The 18,559-nt window shown below is 60.4% G+C and carries 15 protein-coding genes; 13 read left to right on the forward strand and 2 right to left on the reverse strand.

Annotated elements, in window-relative coordinates; genetic code table 11:
• The first annotated feature begins 54 nt into the window (after window positions 1-54).
• The 5 genes from EDC14_RS03855 (at window position 55) to EDC14_RS03870 (ending at window position 2,983) form a co-directional block, all read left to right on the forward strand.
• Window positions 55-657, forward strand: coding sequence for a class I SAM-dependent methyltransferase (locus EDC14_RS03855; RefSeq protein ID WP_165907768.1), 603 nt, complete (start codon window positions 55-57; stop codon window positions 655-657).
• Between the two features lie 19 nt (window positions 658-676).
• Window positions 677-841 (forward strand): hypothetical protein, encoded by a 165-nt coding sequence (locus EDC14_RS26590; RefSeq protein WP_165907769.1) that lies wholly within the window; start codon window positions 677-679, stop codon window positions 839-841.
• Between the two features lie 17 nt (window positions 842-858).
• Entirely contained in the window at window positions 859-1,446 is a 588-nt protein-coding gene (locus tag EDC14_RS27195; RefSeq protein ID WP_243662800.1) for a hypothetical protein, read from the forward strand.
• A 581-nt stretch (window positions 1,447-2,027) separates the two neighbouring features.
• Window positions 2,028-2,213 carry a hypothetical protein gene (locus EDC14_RS03865; RefSeq protein ID WP_132012874.1) on the forward strand — a complete coding sequence of 62 codons (186 nt, stop codon included), beginning with the start codon at window positions 2,028-2,030 and terminating at the stop codon, window positions 2,211-2,213.
• A 53-nt stretch (window positions 2,214-2,266) separates the two neighbouring features.
• Entirely contained in the window at window positions 2,267-2,983 is a 717-nt protein-coding gene (locus EDC14_RS03870) for a DinB family protein (RefSeq protein WP_341540145.1), read from the forward strand.
• Between the two features lie 896 nt (window positions 2,984-3,879).
• On the opposite strand, the gene EDC14_RS03875 is transcribed toward EDC14_RS03870, so the two are convergent.
• Window positions 3,880-5,490, reverse strand: coding sequence for an oleate hydratase (locus EDC14_RS03875; RefSeq protein WP_132012875.1), 1,611 nt, complete (start codon window positions 5,488-5,490; stop codon window positions 3,880-3,882).
• A 429-nt stretch (window positions 5,491-5,919) separates the two neighbouring features.
• On the opposite strand from EDC14_RS03875, the gene uvrA reads away from it, so the two are divergent.
• Window positions 5,920-8,745, forward strand: coding sequence for an excinuclease ABC subunit UvrA (uvrA, locus tag EDC14_RS03880; RefSeq protein WP_132012876.1), 2,826 nt, complete (start codon window positions 5,920-5,922; stop codon window positions 8,743-8,745).
• A 7-nt stretch (window positions 8,746-8,752) separates the two neighbouring features.
• Here the strand turns inward: uvrA and EDC14_RS03885 are convergent, their stop codons facing one another.
• Window positions 8,753-9,751: a bile acid:sodium symporter family protein gene (locus EDC14_RS03885; RefSeq protein ID WP_132012877.1), complete on the reverse strand. Its 999-nt coding sequence runs from the start codon at window positions 9,749-9,751 to the stop codon at window positions 8,753-8,755.
• A 227-nt stretch (window positions 9,752-9,978) separates the two neighbouring features.
• Here EDC14_RS03885 and uvrC point away from each other — a divergent pair, with 227 nt between their 5' ends.
• From uvrC to EDC14_RS03920, 7 genes are all read left to right on the forward strand, one after another.
• A complete protein-coding gene (uvrC, locus tag EDC14_RS03890) occupies window positions 9,979-11,820 on the forward strand; it encodes an excinuclease ABC subunit UvrC (protein ID WP_132012878.1) in 1,842 nt (613 codons plus the stop codon).
• A gap of 289 nt (window positions 11,821-12,109) precedes the next feature.
• A complete protein-coding gene (gene hisA / locus EDC14_RS03895) occupies window positions 12,110-12,877 on the forward strand; it encodes a phosphoribosylformimino-5-aminoimidazole carboxamide ribotide isomerase (RefSeq protein ID WP_132012879.1) in 768 nt (255 codons plus the stop codon).
• 6 nt (window positions 12,878-12,883) lie between these two features.
• Window positions 12,884-13,636 (forward strand): GNAT family N-acetyltransferase, encoded by a 753-nt coding sequence (locus EDC14_RS03900; RefSeq protein WP_132012880.1) that lies wholly within the window; start codon window positions 12,884-12,886, stop codon window positions 13,634-13,636.
• Between the two features lie 259 nt (window positions 13,637-13,895).
• On the forward strand, window positions 13,896-14,882 hold the full coding sequence (locus EDC14_RS03905; protein ID WP_132012881.1) for a hypothetical protein: 987 nt from the start codon (window positions 13,896-13,898) through the stop codon (window positions 14,880-14,882).
• A gap of 17 nt (window positions 14,883-14,899) precedes the next feature.
• Complete coding sequence (locus EDC14_RS03910; RefSeq protein WP_132012882.1) at window positions 14,900-15,814, forward strand: DUF6263 family protein; 915 nt, start codon at window positions 14,900-14,902, stop codon at window positions 15,812-15,814.
• A gap of 508 nt (window positions 15,815-16,322) precedes the next feature.
• Window positions 16,323-17,186, forward strand: coding sequence for a DUF6263 family protein (locus tag EDC14_RS03915; protein WP_243662809.1), 864 nt, complete (start codon window positions 16,323-16,325; stop codon window positions 17,184-17,186).
• 41 nt (window positions 17,187-17,227) lie between these two features.
• Complete coding sequence (locus tag EDC14_RS03920; RefSeq protein WP_132012884.1) at window positions 17,228-18,031, forward strand: Cof-type HAD-IIB family hydrolase; 804 nt, start codon at window positions 17,228-17,230, stop codon at window positions 18,029-18,031.
• The last annotated feature ends 528 nt before the right edge of the window (window positions 18,032-18,559 follow it).

Here is an 18,559-nt window from a genome sequence, read left to right on the forward strand (position 1 = left end):
CCGTGTTGGGCGCCGCAAGCAGCGGCCCGGTTTGGGTGCGGGATGGAGGAGGTTATGGAAGCGAATCTGTATGAGGATGCCCATGTCTATGACGTACTTTTCGGAGCGGCGGTTTCCCAACCGGAGCTTGATTTTTATTCTTTTTTCATCCGGCAATTCGGCGAACCGGCCTTGGAGCTCGCCTGTGGAACCGGCCGGATCACGACGGCGCTGGCGCAGTCGGGTTTGGATCTCCATGGTCTAGACCTCTCCCCGGCCATGCTGGAGCACGCCCGTCAAAAGGCGCAAGCGGCGGGAAAGGACATTCCCTTTTACTGCGCCGACATGCGGGATTTCGCCATCGGGAGGCGGTTCGGGTTTATCTTTATCCCTTGCCAATCCTTTCAACACTTGCATACCCGAAAGGACGTCGAAGGGTGTTTGGCGGCAGTCCGTGACCATCTGTTGCCGGGCGGCGCGTTTTTGATCCAGGTCTTTAATCCCTACCCGCCGCTGCTGGCGTCCGACCCAACGCGCCGGATCCCAACCAGCCGGGAGATATTATTGGGACGGGCAGACGGGGGAACGGTATTACGCCGAGTATCAGAACCGTTACGACGCCGCGAGCCAAATCCTCCATGCCACCTATTTTTATCATACGGACGCCGACCCGATTGAGAAAAGTTTCCAACTGGCGATGCGGCAGTTTTTCCCCCAGGAGCTGGATGCGCTACTGGAGTATAATGGCTGGACGATTCTGGCCAAGTATGGGGATGAGCGATTTACTCCGTTTGCGGAAAAACCCTTTTATCAAAACGTGTTGTGCGGTCTGAAACGGGAATCATTCAATCCGCGGTATTGAATCGAAGGAGGACTCTCATGCGCATAAAAACGATTTTTCTGGTCTTGATGCTGCTTTTTGCCGTTTCTTCCCCGAGTTTGGCCGCAGGCGCCCCGCTGGATTACGATTTTCGGAATACCTGTTGGGGAATGTCCAAAGCGGAGGTGGCTAGCCATGAATCATTGGCGCCCTTGGATCTGGGCGGCGGCGAACTGGCCTACCTGACGACCATCGACGGCAAAAACTGCCTTCTTTTCTATTCGTTTCACGAGGATCGGCTGTACTTGGGCGGTTATCTGTTTTTGGTTGAGCATACCAACCCGAACGATTACATCTCGGACTATAACAGCCTCAAGCAACTGTTGGACAAAAAATACGGTGAGGCCGGGCAGTCGGGCATGGACTGGCGGAACGATCATTACCGCGAAAACCAAAACGAATGGGGCCGGGCGGTCAGTCTGGGACATCTCTTGTATTATTCCATTTGGGAGACTCCGCGAACCGAAATTACCATGGGGCTCAGCGGCGAAAACCATGATGTCAAGCTGATGATCGGCTATGAAAGCAAGGAATATGGCCCGGAGGCGGCTTCGCGGCGGGACGAGGCGACAATCAAAGACTTATAAAGAGAATTCGCGGACCAGACCCGCCGAAGCGAAACCGGCATACTCCCCCGACAGGGCTCATATATACTCTCAGCTTTCGCGATTCAAATTTATCAGTAAACCCTTGAAGTCATAATGACAAGAAGTCATCTTTACATAATAAGTAACTGGGCTTCCATGTAAAAAGTAAGCAAAGATATAAGCGACTGAGGGTCGATGGGGACTATTCCTGCCCCCACACCCCCAGGACCAAAGGGTGTAGTAGGACACCCTTTGGAATCCGCCCAGTTGGAACCCAGGTTCCAACGCCTCCTAATTCATCCGGGGTTCTAGCATGTCGCCGCCATCCATGGCATTTCGACTGGCAACTAAGTGGAGGCTTCCGCCGACGACCGCAGTTTTTCATCCGAGAAAAGATGCGTCGTCCGCCTTCTTCCCTGAAGGCGGGTACTGTTTCGAAAGAAAACGGCTGCAATCGATATTTGAGTTTAATGAGAATCCGAAAAAGACGAATGATAAAACGGCGCCGCTTCTTTTCCTGGAATGAAAAACAGCGGTCGAGAACGGGAGCCTTAACCTGGTTGCCAGGCAGAAGGCCATGGATGGCGAAGGCATTCAAGAATTGCGATAATGAGGCTTGGAATCCGGAGGTTCTCAGCGACAGGAAAGTCGCAAAGATGAGGCCCCATGGATGGATAAGGATGAAAACGGTTTTTTTGGATACTTTTTCGCTGGTGCAATCTGACGGGTTTGTTGCCGGGTATGGCGAGCCGGAAATAACGGTTTGATAAAAAGAGTGGAAACGTCATTTATCGAAATTTGGGACGAGGAGCGCGACGATATGATGGACGACCCAAAATCATTATGGAATGCGCGGCAGACCCGTCTGCGGGAGCTGCTCGGCAAGGCGGATCGCTTCGACGAAGCCATCGCCTTATGCCTGGAGCAGCACGCCATGGTTCATGCCGCGGCGGTGTCGGGGAGCGGCGCGCCGACCTTTGAGGATGAGTTATGGGAGGGGCTGGACGAGACCGTCTTCCGGGCCCTGCCCAGCCCCAAGGATGAAGAGACTATCGCCTGGGGCATCTGGCATATCAGCCGGATCGAGGATATCACCATGAATCTGCTGGTAGCCGGGGAGGAGCAGCTGTTTGACGCCGCCTGGCAGGAACGGCTGCGCGCCGGAGTCCGCGACACCGGCAACGCGATGACCACTGCGGAGATGCTGGCTTTCAGCGCGGCGGTCGACATGACGGAATTGCGCAACTACCGCGGCGCGGTGGGCCGGAAGACCCGCGGCATCATTCGGGGATTGACGGCGCCGGACTTGAAACGCAAAGTGAACCCCGCCGCGTTGCAGCGGATTCTGGATGAAGGGGCGGTGTTGGATGTCCCCGACGCCCGGTGGCTGATCGATTTCTGGGGCCGCAAGAACGTGGCCGGCCTGTTGTTGATGCCCGCCACCCGCCATCCGCTGGTCCACCTCAACGAGGCCCTGCGGGTCAAGGCCAAGTGCCGTTCCGGCCGCGTCGGCCCCAAAACCCGACTCACCCCCTGAGTCTCACTCAGCCGGTAGCAACTCATGAAACTGCCCCCTCTCTGCTTCGATGCTCCACTGGAAGCGGTTCAGCAGCGAGGGGGACCATGCTCGAAGCTTGCTTTTCGTTTCAAAATGTTACGAAAACCCCGGTAAAACAAGGTTCCCCTTTCGCTTCCTGAACTGGCTTACTTCAAAGAGATCGGGTTTGAGGAGCTGAAAGAGCTCATTTTGCGAGTGACGGATCTCTTTGGGTGACTGAAAGAGCTCATTCAGTCGCTCAATAAGCTCATTTTGTGGAAAAAGAGTTCTTTCAGTCGTTCAACAAGCTCTTTTTGTGAATAAGTAAGCTGTTTTTGTGGATAAACAGATCCGTTCAATGGGGTTAACGGTTTTGGCTGTGGATAAGTCGGGAAAGTGCAGTTAAAAGGAAAGATGGGATGGGTGTAAACCTCAACCCTGAACCATGATTCAAAGGATTAAAGGATGAGCATGATTTAAAATCGTTGCAAAAAAGGATGTCCGCCTATTCTCACTTTGTCACAGCTTAAGTATTTGGAAATTTTAGAAAATTAGTGGAAGTGGGCGAAGAGTAAATTGTCTGAACCAGGATTCGTCAAGATTTTGCGGATTAAAAGGACGAGAACGTGGTGCTATTGGATGTTTTAATCCTTAAATCCGGGAAATCCCGATTAATCCTGGTTCAGACGATGATTCTCTGTTTTTACGGAGTCTCCTGAGGTAGGCTCGTTACTTAACTTTGGGGCAAAGAGTTTGGAGTTTAAAAGGTTGTTCAAACGTAACGTTTGATGCTTTAAAAACCCTCCCCTGGTCCACCTCAACAAGGCCAAGTGCGCTCCGGGCGTGCCAAAGCCGGTTCATGGGAAACGCGATGCTTCGCCGCGCCATCCCTTCTCTTACCGGAACATGGCGATGAAGGAGTCGAACAGGACCCTGACGTCAAACTGCCCCGGGTAGATGGGAGGAATCTCCTTGTCCAGCCCGAGCAGGGTGTAAACCGCCGTCTGGGCCGAACGGACCGAGTATTCCACCGTAAAGACGACATCGTCGGGGATCTCGCAGAACTGGCCGATAAAAGCGAGATTGGTCGAGCCCGGCGGGACCACCGGCGGCCGGTCCTGGCGGGAGCGGGCCAAAAACTGGCTGGTGATGAAGGGCATCAGGCACGGGATGCAGTTGGAGGTCTTCAGGATCAGCGGCAGCTGGGCGGTGAAGCGAAGCTGGCTGCAGAGCTCGGTCAGGATCTCTGCGCCGCTGCACTCGGTCATCTTTTTCTGCACAAAATTGCCCGGTTCATTGGGGAACAGGCCATAGCCCCAGAAAACCCGGACGTCTTCCGGCTGGTTGATAAAATGGGGCTGATAGGCCAGGACGATCGACATCAGCCAGTTCGATTCCTTGAAGGTGACCAGCGCCCCGGTACCGGGCGGATTGCCGGAGAAGTCCTCCATCAATTGAAAGAAAGCCGGGTCGTGGCAGGTGACGGTGAACGATTCCCACAAGGACTCCGGAATATGGTCGGCGAATACGCCAGGGTCGCCCAGGCCCGGCTGCTTGTTGGCGATATTCTCCCAGAGCCGCCAGGAGCTGCCTTTGCCGTCCGGCCGGGGCGGGGCGGACATCGACCCGAGGCTGGAGCCTTCCACCATCGAGCCGTTGGTGACGAAGACCAGGTCGCCGGGATGAATGGCAATCTCCCGGCGTTCCCCGTCGCGGGTGCAGTGCAGCCGGGTGACGGTATACTCGGTTTTGGACGGCTTAAAGTCCAGATCCTCGACCCGCGTGCTCATTTCCAGCCGCACGCCGTGCGCCTTGAGCCATTTCAACAGCGGCAGCACCAGCGAGTCGTATTGATTGTACGGAGTGCGGCGCACCCCGGCCAGGGTATGGATGCGGGGGAATTCATGGATGAAGCGGTGCAGATAGCGTTTGAACTCGATCAGACTGTGCCAGGGCTGAAAGGCAAAGGTCGTCGCCCACATATACCAGAAGTTGGTGGTGAAGAAGGCCGGTCCGAACCACTGGTTGATCCGGGCGGGTCCCAGCGAATCTTCGGGCACGGCCATCAATTTCGCCAGTTCCAGCCGGTCCTGATTGGAAAAACCCATCGACGACACATCGACAATGGCGCCGTTGCCGTCTACCAGCCGGGCGCGGGCCCTGGTCCGGATCTTGCGGTTGAAGGCCACGATCTCGTCGCGCACGCTCCGGTCGGGATCCTGCAGCGAAGGGATGGTCTTCAAGAGATCCCAGGTACATTCGTAAGTCTCGTCATTCAGCATCCGGCCGCCCCGGATGACATACCCCGTCTCGGGGCTGCCGACGCCATCCAGCCCGCCGCCGCTGATCTTCAACTCCTCCAGAATATGGATGTTGGCGCCGGGCATATGGCCGTCCCGGATCAGAAAAGCCGCTCCGGCCAGCGCGGCGATGCCGCCCCCGATAAAATAGGCCTGGAGCGTCCGGCGATCCGTTACCGTCGCTTCTCTTGTCTGCTCCGTCTCCAACTGCGATTTCCTCCCTTAGTGCCTCTTTCCCAGATATTATGGGGAAGATCCGGTCCGGCTATTCTCAAAGTCGCGGCGGCAGCCGCAGCGGGGCGGATAGGCCGCGGTTTGAAGAGCTTCCGCGCTTCAATAAATTTTAATAAATGTTTAAAACAGTCAGTGGATTCCGGGCGCCATGCCGAAAAACCGGGGTCCCGCCCGGTTTTGGGCCGCGCTGCGGTCCGATTTCGGGGCGGAATTGGCTATTGACAGCAAACACATGTTCGTTTACAGTAGAGGGGATAAGTTTTCACCAAAAAAATCACTTCATGCTAAGTTCAGGAAAAATTTCCGGTTGCGGAGGCAAACTATCAGGAATGCAAATCGCCGTGCAGAAATTGATTTCATCCTATCGATACGTAACCGGGCATGCACTGGAGGACCATGGCGTTGTCAAGCAATAATATCATCATTAAAGGGGCTCGTGAACACAACCTCAAAAATATCGATTTGGAGATTCCCCGCGACAAACTGGTGGTTTTCACCGGCTTGTCGGGTTCGGGCAAATCCTCGCTGGCCTTTGACACCATCTACGCCGAGGGCCAGCGCCGCTACGTCGAATCGCTCTCGGCCTATGCCCGGCAGTTCCTGGGCCAGATGGACAAACCGGATGTGGACTCCATCGAAGGGCTCTCCCCGGCCATCTCCATCGACCAGAAGACCACCAGCCACAATCCCCGGTCGACGGTGGGGACGGTCACCGAGATCTATGACTACCTGCGGCTGCTCTACGCGCGGATCGGCCATCCGCATTGTCCCAATTGCCACCAGCCCATCACCCAGCAGACGGTGGAGCAGATCGTCGATCAGGTGATGGCGCTGCCGGAAGGGACCAAGTTCATGGTCCTGGCCCCGGTGGTGCGGCGGCGCAAGGGCGAATACGACAAGCTCTTCGAGGACTTCCGGAAGGACGGCTTCGTGCGGGTCCGGGTCGATGGCGAGATCCGCGATCTGAGCGAGAACTTCGCCCTGGAGAAGTACAAGCAGCATACCATCGAGGTGGTGGTCGACCGCCTGGTCCGCAAGCCCGATCTGGGGCAGCGGCTCTCCGACTCGGTGGAGTTGGCGCTGAAGCTCGCCAAGGGATTGGTCACCATCCTGACCACCGACGGCGCGGAATCCCTGTACAGCGAGAAGTTCGCCTGCCCGGACTGCGGTTTCAGCTTCGAGGAACTGACGCCGCGGATGTTCTCTTTCAACAGCCCCTACGGCGCCTGCCCCGAATGCTCGGGGCTGGGCATGAAGATGGAGATCGATCCCGAGCTGGTGATCGACAAGGAGCGCACCCTCAACGAGGGCGGCATCAAAGTCTGGAGTTCGGATCAGGATTCATGGTCGCTCCAGTATTTGCAGGCCGTCGCCAAACATTTCAAGATCGATCCCAATAAGCCCCTGAAACAGCTCACCCCGAAACAGTTGGACGTGCTGCTCTACGGGACGCGCGGCGAGAAGATCGAAATCTCCTACCAGGGGCAGAACCGGGAGTTCAAGCACCAGGCGGCCTTCGAAGGGGTCGCCAACAACCTGGAGCGGCGTTACCGCGAGACCAACTCCGAATATATGCGGCGCGAGATCGAACGTTACATGAGGGTGAAGGCCTGCGCCGCCTGCCAGGGGACCCGGTTGAAGAAAGAAAGCCTGTCGGTGCTGATCGGCGGCCTCAATATCAGCCAGTTGACGGCCAAATCGATCCTGGACGCCCGGGATTTCCTGGGAGAGCTGCAGTTGTCCGAGCGGGAGAGCGCCATCGCCCGTCTGATTTTGAAGGAGATCAACGTGCGGCTGGGTTTCCTGATCAATGTCGGACTGGACTATCTGACCCTGGACCGGACCGCCGGAACGCTCTCCGGCGGCGAGGCGCAACGGATCCGCTTGGCCACGCAGATCGGCTCGTCGCTGGTGGGCGTGCTCTATATCCTGGATGAACCCAGCATCGGACTGCACCAGCGGGACAACCAGCGCCTGATCGACACCCTCAAGGGCCTGCGCGATCTGGGCAACACCATCGTCGTGGTGGAACACGACGAAGACATGATCCGCCAGGCCGACTACGTGGTGGACATCGGGCCTGGGGCCGGGGTGCACGGCGGCTGGGTCGTGGCAGCCGGCGAGCTGGACGAGATCATGAAGGAGCCGCACTCGCTGACCGGGCAATACCTCTCCGGGACCAAACGGATCGAGCTGCCCAAAGCGCGCCGGAAGCCCAATGGAAAGTACCTGGAAGTGAAAGGCGCGCGGGAGCACAACCTGAAGGGGATCGACGTCAAAGTGCCGCTGGGACTGTTCGTCTGCGTCACCGGAGTCTCCGGCTCCGGCAAGAGCACCCTGGTCAATGATATTCTGTACCCGGTGGCGGCGACCAAGCTGAACAAGGCGACCACCTTGGACGCCGGTACCCACGACCAGATTCTCGGGTTGGAGCATCTGGAGAAGGTCATCGCCATCGATCAGTCGCCCATCGGCCGGACGCCCCGTTCCAACCCGGCCACTTACACCGGGGTCTTCGACCCCATCCGGGAGCTCTTCGCCGAGACCCCCGAGGCCAAGATGCGCGGCTACACCCTGGGCCGCTTCTCCTTCAACGTCAAGGGCGGCCGCTGCGAAGCCTGCGCCGGGGACGGCATCATCAAGATCGAGATGCACTTCCTGCCCGACGTCTACGTGCCCTGCGAGGTCTGCAAGGGGAAACGCTACAACCGCGAGACGCTGGAGGTCAAATACAAGGGCAAGACCATTTCGGAAGTACTGGAGATGACCGTCGAGGAGGCGCTGGACTTCTTCTACAATATTCCCAAGGTCAAGCGGAAGCTGCAGACCCTGCACGATGTGGGACTGGACTATGTCAAGCTCGGCCAGCCGGCGACCACTCTCTCCGGCGGCGAGGCGCAACGGGTGAAGCTCGCCACCGAACTGTCGCGCCGTTCCAACGGCAAGACCCTCTATATCCTGGATGAGCCGACCACCGGCCTCCATTTCGCCGACACCCACAAGCTGCTCGATGTGTTGCAGCGGCTGGTGGAAGCGGGGGATACGGTGCTGGTGATCGAGCATAATCTGGATGTAATTAAAACCGCCGACTACCTGATCGACCTCGGCCCCGAGGGCGGCGAACGGGGCGGCCGGGTGCTGGTGGCCGGGACGCCGGAAGAGATCGTGAAGGAGCCGCGTTCCTATACCGGGCAGTTTTTGAAGCCGCTGTTGAAGCTGAAGAAGTAGGGAGCGCTCATTTCTCCGCTGGGGGCAAAGGGGTTGAACGGACGGAGGTCCCGGGCCGTTCCGCCAGAAAGCGGTGGCTGACCGCGGCTAGCGGCTGTTGGAAGATGATGGCGAAGACCACCGGGATGGCGGTGAGTTCCGGGAAATATTTGAGGGCCATCACCAGTCCGGCGGTGATATTGCGCATGCCGATGGCGAAAAGATAGGTGTTGACCAGTTGCGGCGGTTTCCGGGCCAGCTTGGCGCAGGCATATCCCGCTAAATAGCCGGAGCAAGTCATGATCAGCACCACCAGCAGCACCTTGGCCAGGGCCGATCGGAGCAGATGGAGCGAATCCCAGGCCACGGCCAGATTGATGCTGACCACCAGGCCCAGCAGCAGTTTGGTGGTGGGGCCGGTGACGAATTTATACTGGCGATGGATCCGGCCGCCGCTAGCATCATGCAGCCCCATGCCGAGCAGGGTCGGCAGGACGATCATCCAGGCCAGGCCGATCATCAATTGCGCCACGTCGAACTTGACGCTCTGGCCGAGCGCCAGCAGCATGATCGCCGGGACCACCAGCGGCGACAGCACGGTGTCGGCGACCACCGCCGTCAGACCGAGCGCGGCATTCCCGCCCGAGATGCTGATCCAGATCGAGGAGGCCACCCCGATCGGCACGGCGGTCCCCAGAATCACCCCGGCCTGCAACAAAGGTTCCCCCGGCAGCAGGGTCCGGGCCAGCAAGGTGGCGAGCAACGGCAGCGCGATATGGAGCATCCCGATGATCGTCAGCAGCGGTCCGGGCGTTTTCACGGCCTTTTTAAAATCGGCGCTGCTGCAGTTGACGGCCACCGCGAAGGTCATATAAAAGAAGAGGTAGGGAACCAGCGGCTTCAGCACGACCATCTGATCGTGAAAGAGCGCTCCGGCCAACAGTCCCGAACCGACCACCAGAATCATCCGGTTCTCCAGAAACTGATTGAAACGAATTCCCCGCTTCATGATTCCCCACGGTTTCATCCCTGATCCTCCCCGAGCTTCCCGTCATTCCTTCGGTAATTCGGGGTTTTTCCGCTGATCCCTGTTTTTGGGGCGAAAAACATTGGCGATCGCTTGCTGCCGCTCCCTCATTTTGCCGTGCCGGAACGGCCGATAATATTGTATAATACCAAGTAAGCCCCGGCTATCCGGCGACCGGACTGTCGCCGGACCGGAAGCCGATCCAAAACTGCAGAGGAATGGGTGCGATGGTCACTGCGGAAGATCTAAAGATTCTCCCCGATAAACCCGGGGTTTATATGATGAAGGACAGCGCCGGCAAGATCATTTACGTGGGCAAGGCGGTTTCGCTGAGAAATAGGGTGCGCTCGTATTTCCAGGCTTCCCGCAATCTGAATCCGCGGATCCAGTCCATGGTCAACCTGGTGGACCGGGTCGAATACATCACCACCAACTCCGAGGTGGAGGCCCTGGTCCTCGAATGCAACCTCATCAAGCAAGAGCGGCCCAAGTACAATGTGCGGCTGCGCGACGACAAGCAATATCCCTGGGTCAAAATCACGATGGCCGAGAGCTATCCCCAGGTCTATATCACCCGCCAGGTCCGGCAGGACGGCAGCAAATATTATGGCCCCTATACCAACGTCAGCGCCTTGCGGGATACTTTCCGGCTGTTGCGGCAGCTTTTCCCGTTGCGGGGTTGCCGGTACAACCTGGACGAGGAGCGGATCGAACGGCCCTGCCTCAACTATCATATCCGGCGCTGTTTGGCGCCCTGCACCGGCCTGGTCCCCAAGGAGACCTACCGCGAGCTCATCCAGCAGGTCTGTCTGTTTCTGGAAGGCCGCCAGGAGGAGCTCGTCGAAAAACTCCGCCACGAGATGGGCGAGGCCGCCGCCCGGCAGGAGTATGAACGGGCGGCCCAACTCCGGGACCGGCTGCGCGACGTCCAGAATGTGCTGGAACGGCAGAAGGTGGTCTCCGACGCCCGGGAGGACACCGACATCTTCGGGATCGCCCAGGACCCGAGCGGCAGTACGGTCCAGGTCTTTCAGGTGCGCGGCGGCAAGCTGGTCGGCAGGGAGTACTTTCAATTGGCCCAGGGTGACGAGACCCCCCCGGCCGAAGTGCTGGAGGCCTTCATCACCCAGTACTACGATGGCTCGGGCTTCATTCCCAAGGAACTTTGGCTGCCCTGCCCGCTGGAGGGGATGAAGACGGTGGCCGAGTGGCTGGCCGGCCAGCGCGGCAACAAGGTCAACCTGCTGGTGCCCCAGAAGGGCGAAAAGGCCCAACTAGTCAAGATGGCCGCCGAGAATGCCCAGATCCTGCTGGAGCAGGAACGGAACCGGGAGAAACAGCGCGAAAACTTCATCCAGGACACGCTGGATGAGCTCCAGCGCGAGCTGTTCCTGGAGAAACCGCCGCTCAGGATCGAGGGCTTCGATATCTCCAATACCCAGGGGCAGCAGGCCGTGGCTTCGATGGTGGTCTTCGAGAACGGGCTGGCCAAGGGGAGCGAATACCGCCGCTTCCGGATCCGGACCGTGGAAGGGCCCAATGACTTCGCCATGATGCAGGAGGCGCTGCGGCGGCGCTTCCGGCGCGGCCTGGAGGAGCGGCAGAACCTTCAGACCGAGGGGGGCAAGTTCGCCAAATTCCCCGACCTGCTGCTGATCGACGGCGGCAAGGGACAGCTCTCGGCGGTGAGTGAAGTCCTGGCCGAACTGGGCCTGGAGCACCTGCCCCGCATCGGCCTGGCCAAACAGGAAGAAGAGATCTACCTGCCGGACCGGGAGGAACCGGTGCGGCTGTCGCGCCGCTCGGAAGCGTTAAAACTCTTGCAGCGGGTACGGGACGAGGCGCACCGGTTCGCCATCACCTATCACAAATCGCTGCGCGATCAACGGACGGTGGCCTCGAGCCTGGATCTGGTCACCGGGATCGGGCCCAAAAAGAAGCAGGCGCTATTGAAGCATTTCGGTTCGGTGAAGCGGATCCGCGAAGCATCGCTGGAAGAGCTGATGCGGGTCGAGGGGATCAACGCCAAGCTGGCCGAGAGCATCAAGGAACAGTTGGAACTGGTATAACAGAGGTTTTGATTATCAGTTAGCTCCGCTCACTCACGGAAGGGATCGAAGGATAAGTCATGACGTCTATAGTCCTAACCCTTGGCCCTTCCCGAATCTGGAAGGGGAACCACCGGGCTTCGGGGCCCAAAAGCCTTTGAGCTGCGGAGAATGGTGGTTACTCTCCCCGATTCGGGGAGAGCCAAGAGAGAGGAGAAGGGCTAGACTTAATCCCTATCATGCTTAGTACTTTCTTGCGGATTTAACTTTATAATCATTACAGAGGTTATGAGCGGAGGTTTCCGGATTCATGAAATTTCGACCCTGCATTGATTTGCACTGCGGCAAGGTGAAACAGATCGTCGGCGGCACGCTGGCCGACGATGCCGCGGGACTGGTGGAGAACTTCGTCTCCGACCGCGGCGCCGCCTACTATGCGGCGCTCTTTCGGGCGGACGGGCTGACCGGCGGCCATGTCATCATGCTGGGGCCGGGCAACGAGGACGAGGCCCGCCGGGCGCTTGAGACGTATCCCGGCGGCTTGCAGATCGGCGGCGGCATCACCGCGGCCAATGCCCGCTCTTACCTGGAAGGGGGCGCCAGCCACGTGATCGTTACGTCCTATGTCTTCCAGGACGGCGATATCCGTTTCGACAAACTGCGGGAACTGGTGGCGGCGGTGGGCAAGGAGCGGCTGGTGCTGGACCTGAGTTGCCGGGCCAAAGATGGAACCTATTACGTGGTCACCAACCGCTGGCAGCAATTCACCGGCTGCGAGGTGAACCGGGCCAACCTGGCGGAGCTCTCCCGCTACTGCGCTGAGTTTTTGATCCATGGCGTCGATGTCGAGGGCCAGTGCCGCGGGGTGGCGGCGGATCTCGTGACCAAGCTGGGACAGTGGGTCGAGATTCCGACCACCTATGCCGGAGGGGCCCGTTCCCTGGCCGACCTGGAGCTGGTCAACCGGCTGGGGAACGGCCGGCTGGATCTGACCATCGGCAGCAGCCTGGATATCTTCGGCGGCCCGCTTTCCTACCGCGCAGTGGCGGACTGGCGGCCTCCGGCCGGGGCAAGGTGAGCGCCCATGCAGCCGGAAACGATCCGTTTTTTTGAGGAATTATCGGGCAATGCCTGGCCGGGGTTGCAGACCGTCATGGACGACGGCTGGCTGATCCGCTTTGCCGCGGGCTATACCCGGCGGGCCAACGCGGTGTTGCCATTGTACCCGGGAACCCGGGAATGCCCGGCCAAGATCGAACGCTGCGAACGCTGGTTCGCCGGCCAAGGCTTGCCGGCAGTCTTCAAGATGACCCCCGCCGCCCGGCCGGAGGAGCTGGAACGGTTGTTGGCGGAACGGGGCTATGCCTATCGGGCCCCCACCAGTTTGCAAACGCTGGAGCTCGGCTCCGCGCCCGGGCCGCTGCCGCCGGGACTGACGGTGGAGCGCGCGGTGACCGAGGGGTGGCTGGATGAGTATTGCCGCTTCAACGGCGTGGCAGAGCGCGACCGGCCGGTGTTGTGCCGGATCCTCGCGGCCATTGTCCCGGAGCGTCTCCTGGTGACGCTGGCCGTGGACGGACGGGCCGTCGCCTGCGGGATGATCGTGGTCGAGCGGGGCTGGTGCGGGCTGTTCGATGTGGTGGTCGATCCCGAACGGCGGGGCAGGGGCCACGGCCACCAATTGATCCGGGCCCTGCTGGCGCTGGGAAAACAGCGGGGAGCGGAACGGGCGTACCTGCAAGTGATGGCGGAGAATGGGCCGGCCTTGCAACTCTACGCCAAACACGGCTTCAGGGAAGAGTATCTGTACTGGTACCGGATCAAAGAAAATTGCTGAGAAAAACAGCCGCGCGGCAGATGGTTCGCCACCTTCCGCTCAAGCTACCGGCCGGAAAAGGGCCGGTTTTTGTTTGGCCGGCGGGATTTGTGTTTCGGGTCCGCCGGATAAAGAATGACTTTTCCGGGAAGGTTCTGGCCGAAATCTACCGAATACTTTCCAAGACCGGTCATATACTGAAGGAGACACCGCTCCCGGATTCCGGTGCGGAGCCGGAATCCGGGAGCGGCGGTTCGTCCGGTAAAGAGGCGGGAGGCGAATGGACATGCGGTTGGGGCAATGGACGGCGATTTTCATGGTATGCTGGGGGCTGGTTTGCGGCGGGGCCGCGGCCGCCCGGGGCGACAGCCCGGCCGCCGGGGCGAGACTGTCGTATCATTTGCCGCCCGTCGGGCAGATCACGACCCTGCTTCACTGGGAGTCCCGGGTGACCCAGACGGAATCGGGCCGGACCGCAGTCCGGGACCTCGCGGCCGATCTGCGGCTGGATTGCAGCATTCTCAAACCCGCTAAGGCGGGTGGGGCGCTTTGCCGGATCCGGGTGACTGAGGTGTCAGTCCGGGAACGGACTCCTTTTGAGGATAACGAAGCTTCGGCGTCGCGGGTCAGCGGCATGCTTTCGGCGGAAGCCGGAGGGCTGGCCCAATTGGCCGGCCTGGTCTTTACGATCGAGATCCCGCCGTCGGGGGCGGCGCGACTGGTGGCCGAGGAGCCCCGGAACGAAGGCCTGGCCAAACTGGATCCGGGGAAGTTGGAGACCATGGATGGGCTGGCGCTGCTGACGCTGCTGTTCGCCGCGGAGAACAATCCCTGGAAAGAAACGCTCCAGGAATTGCTGGTCCAGTTGTTCAATTTTTGGCCGCAACGCGAGGCGATCGCAGCGGGCGACAGCTGGAAGGCCGATCTGGATCTGCCTTTCGTCCGGCTGCCGTTGCGGGGCGAGGTCCAAACGGCCGTGGTCGCCCTGGGGCCGGAGACGGTGGAGCTGAAGGCCAGCGCGCCCCTGGCGCAGGAGCTGGAGAAGAATGATGGCGGCCAGGTGGGCGGCGCTCCGGGGAGCTTCGGCAGCGTGTATTATCAACTCCGGGGCGGCCTGGACGGGCGATTGCAGATCGCCGCCCAAAGCGGGTGGCTGCGGCAGGCCGCTTTTAACGCCCGGCTGACCGGCGAGGTCCGGCGGAGCGGCGGAGCGGTCCCCGTCACGCTGACGATCCGCTTCGAATGGCAAACCGTGGACGGGATCTGAGGAAAGTGGGGATGGCCATGAAATTTTTGCGCCCCGCGGCGCTGGCCGGGTTGCTTTTGCTGCTGTTGACAGCGGCCGGACCGGGCCAGTGCGCGGAACAGTTTCGTTTGAACCGGCAGTACCGGCCCGGCGATCATTACAATATGAAGGTTTATTCCCACTATCAAATCACCCAGCAGACTCCCGAGGGGACGCTGGAGATGGCCATGGTCTATGGCTACGGATTTGACTTCGAGACGCTGTCCGTCGACAAAAGGCGCAATTCGGTCAACCGGATCCGGCTTCATTCCATGCTGCTGCGGCTGAACACGCCCCTCGGCACGCTGCTGGATTTCGATTCCACCGACCCCTTCCGGCGGGAGACGGAAGAGAACATGATCTACGCCGCCCTGATCGGCTTCGGCTATGAAGTGAAAAGCAACGCGGCCGGCAGAGTGACCTCAGTCAAGGGGATCAAGGAAATGCTCAAAAAACTCGACCGGACCCTGCCCGACAGCACCAAAAAGAAAGAGGCCCTCAAAAATCTGAAAGAGCAATTCAATTACCAGTCCATGGCCGGGGTGGCGGATAATCTGAGCCTCTATCCGGCCCATCCGGTGGCGGTGGGCGAATCCTGGCAAGGGATCAACCGTTTTATGGCCAGCGGCGTGCTGATGATGAGCGAGGATCGCTATGAGATCCTGGAGCGCCGCGACGGCCGGGTCCGGATCGGGGTGACTTCGACCGTCAAGCCCGGGCTGACCAATGGCCCCAGAAACATGGAGATCGGCGGCAGGCAGTGGGGCGAGATCGAGATCCTCGAAGCCAACGGCTGGGTGAACCGCCTGCATTTGCGGCAGCAGATCTCCGGGAGCCCGGCGGGGTCCGCCCCTGACGCGCCGGGTCAATTTCAGATGCAGGGCACCGTGATCCTCGAACCCTTCCCGGAATGACCGGGCAATGTCATCAAGTGATGATTACATAGTTTGGAATTTGGTTTCAACGGCGCCTACCCTGTAGACGGTATGCGGGCCAACCGGGGCATGAATGCCCCGGCTACAAGGTGTAAGTCCGAGCCAGGACGGCTAAAGGCAAGCGGCCAGGGATGGCATTACGCGCAGCTCCCTTCCGTGGCTAATTTTCAGCAGCATAGTTTATCCCGCGTTTTTTAGGGCCTCTCAAGGTCCTTACGCCTTGTAGCCGGGTGATTTATCGCCCGGTCGGCGTTTAATTCGTCAGCTAACCTTTACCACGATAGCTTGATGACATCGGAATGACCGGGAGCGCCGTCCCGTCCCGCCGGATGCCAACGATTATCGGGGACGGGATGGCAGGAGATCGGCGGCGGGCAGCGAAATCTTTGCGGCGATCAATTTTTTGAGCGAATCCGGGGGGGCCGCGCTGGAATAGCAATGACGGCCGCCGGATCAGCGGACATCATGGGAGGCGTTGTGCTTGCGAGTGTTAAAAATGGCCTGGGTGGCGGCTTTGCTCCTGGGGATGCTGGCCGGGCCGGTGTGGGGAATGGACCGGGCCGAGCTGGCGCGGCGGCTGCAACCGGGGATGAACTATCATTACCGGATCGGCGCCGAGTACCGGCTGACCGATTCCGGGAACGAACTGTCGGTCCGGTTCGGCTTCGGCATCGGAATGGAAGTGCTGGAGGTGGATGGCGCCGGGAACGCGCTGGCCAGGATCGGGCTCCATTCGCTGACGGTGCGGATGGCCGGCCCGGCCGGTCCGATGCTGGATTTTGACTCGGCCCAGCCGCTACAGCCGGCCAACCCGGCCCACCGGATCCTGGCTGCCTTGCCGGGACTCAGCTATACCGTGCGTTTCGCGCCCTCCGGACAAGTCCTGGAGGTCAAAGGGCTCGACGAATCCATCCGGCAGCTCAATCAGAAGCTGCCCAATCTGCCCGAGAAGAAAATGCTGCTGCAAAACATCCAGGCGCGGCTGGCCTTCACCACCCTGCTGGGCATGGCGGTCAACCCCGACTTGTTGCCGGCGGAGCCGGTGGGGGTCGGCGACTCCTGGCAGGGCTCAAGCGTCCTGGAATACCTCGGCATGACCCTGACCGCGGACGACCGCTTCCAACTGGCCGAGCTGAACGAGGCCAACGCCTTGATCCGGGTCGACTCGACGCTCCGGCCGGTGCAGGCCGGCGGCGAGCAATTCACCGGCCGGCAGCAGGGGGAGATCCGGATCGACACCGCCACCGGCTGGCCGGTCAGCCTCCGGCTGGAGCAGGAGTTTGCCGCCACCGCGACCCAGGATGGCAAACAGGTCGTGATGAAGGGACTGACGACGCTGGAGCCGTTTTGAATTGACGGCGGGCCCCCATTTCATTTCAAGGAGGAAACCCGATGATACGCTGCATGGCGGTTGATCTGGACGATACGTTGTTGCGGAGCGATCTGACCCTTTCGGACGGGGATAAGGGGGCGATCCGCCGGGCCATCGCCGCCGGAGTGAAGGTGTTGATCGCTTCGGGCCGGATGATCCGGGCGATGCGTCCCTATGTCGAAGAGCTGGAACTGGATGTGCCGTTGATCGCTTATAACGGGGCGCTGATCCAGGAGGCCGTCTCCGGCCGGGTGCTCTATCAGCGGCCGGTGCCGCCGGAAGAGGCGCGGCGCTTGATCGATCTGTTCCGGGAGGCCGGCATCCATCTTAACGCCTACATCCGCGACGAGCTTTACATGGACCGGCTGACGGTCTGGGGCGAGCGCTATGCCGTCAATGCCGGCGTGGAGCCGCATCCGGTGGGAGACCTGAAGCAGTTCCTGGAGGAGCCTTCCCCCAAGCTGCTCGGCGTGGGTGAGCCGGAGGCGATCGACCGGATCCAGGAGCGGCTGCGGCTGGAGTTCGGCGCGCGGCTGCAATTTGTGAAGTCCAAACCGACCTATCTGGAGATCCTGGCCCCGGGCGTCTCCAAGGGGCTGGCCCTGGCCGAACTGGCCGGCCTGTGGGGGCTGGACCGGAGCGAGGTGATGGCGGTCGGGGACGCCCCCAACGATCTGTCGATGATCGAATGGGCCGGCGTCGGGGTGGCCATCGGCAATGCCTGGCCCGGGGTGAAGGAACGGGCCGACCTGGTGGTGGCAGACCATGACCATGACGGCGTGGCCGAGGCGATCCGCCGGGCAATATTCGGAGAACCAAGCTAATCCGCAATGGCAATGATTTTGCGAGCCACGGGCGTCAAGCGCCGGTGGCTTTTTGTTTCCTGCCCTCCGTTAACAGAACGGAGTATCGGGCAGTTTACGGAAGTGGAGAGGGAGCCCGCGGCAACGAAGCGCGGCCTCGAATCCGCAAGGGCCGGCGGCGCTGGAGCGGGGGAACGGAGAAGCCGGTTTTCGGCGGCGGCTTGGAGGGGAGGAGCGGGGCCGAGAGGCGGATGTCCCGTGCTGACGGGGCCCGCGCCGTCCCCGCCATCAGCGCGTTATGTTAAGGTAGACCGTAATGCCAGTTTTCATAATTGGGGGGAGCCGCTGCTTTTTAAGTCGTCCGGATGGGTCCGGCAATTCGCCGGAGCTCCGTTGGGGCCACAGGGGTTGAGCGGTCTTCGCCCCGCTGCGGGCGGGCAGGGCCCGGCTTTGCTCAAGCCGTGCCTTCCCCCGGGTGACTCCCGCCCGCCGCCGGGCCGGCCTCCTCCGGGAACGGGCGGGGGATGCCCGGCTTCGGGGCGGTGATGC

Origin of the sequence: Hydrogenispora ethanolica (genome assembly GCF_004340685.1) — a bacterium.
GTDB classification, from domain to species: domain Bacteria; phylum Bacillota; class UBA4882; order UBA8346; family UBA8346; genus Hydrogenispora; species Hydrogenispora ethanolica.

Excerpts from the sequence above, each read along its gene's own strand:
- uvrC (WP_132012878.1), top strand. The coding sequence starts at position 9,979 with ATGGTCACTGCGGAAGATCTAAAGATTCTCCCCGATAAACCCGGGGTT.
- EDC14_RS03920 (WP_132012884.1), top strand. The coding sequence starts at position 17,228 with ATGATACGCTGCATGGCGGTTGATCTGGACGATACGTTGTTGCGGAGC.
- EDC14_RS03865 (WP_132012874.1), top strand. The coding sequence starts at position 2,028 with ATGGCGAAGGCATTCAAGAATTGCGATAATGAGGCTTGGAATCCGGAG.
- EDC14_RS03870 (WP_341540145.1), top strand. The coding sequence starts at position 2,267 with ATGATGGACGACCCAAAATCATTATGGAATGCGCGGCAGACCCGTCTG.
- EDC14_RS03905 (WP_132012881.1), top strand. The coding sequence starts at position 13,896 with ATGGACATGCGGTTGGGGCAATGGACGGCGATTTTCATGGTATGCTGG.
- EDC14_RS03900 (WP_132012880.1), top strand. The coding sequence starts at position 12,884 with ATGCAGCCGGAAACGATCCGTTTTTTTGAGGAATTATCGGGCAATGCC.
- EDC14_RS03885 (WP_132012877.1), bottom strand. The coding sequence starts at position 9,751 with ATGAAACCGTGGGGAATCATGAAGCGGGGAATTCGTTTCAATCAGTTT.
- EDC14_RS03855 (WP_165907768.1), top strand. The coding sequence starts at position 55 with ATGGAAGCGAATCTGTATGAGGATGCCCATGTCTATGACGTACTTTTC.
- EDC14_RS26590 (WP_165907769.1), top strand. The coding sequence starts at position 677 with ATGCGGCAGTTTTTCCCCCAGGAGCTGGATGCGCTACTGGAGTATAAT.
- EDC14_RS03910 (WP_132012882.1), top strand. The coding sequence starts at position 14,900 with ATGAAATTTTTGCGCCCCGCGGCGCTGGCCGGGTTGCTTTTGCTGCTG.
- EDC14_RS27195 (WP_243662800.1), top strand. The coding sequence starts at position 859 with ATGCGCATAAAAACGATTTTTCTGGTCTTGATGCTGCTTTTTGCCGTT.
- hisA (WP_132012879.1), top strand. The coding sequence starts at position 12,110 with ATGAAATTTCGACCCTGCATTGATTTGCACTGCGGCAAGGTGAAACAG.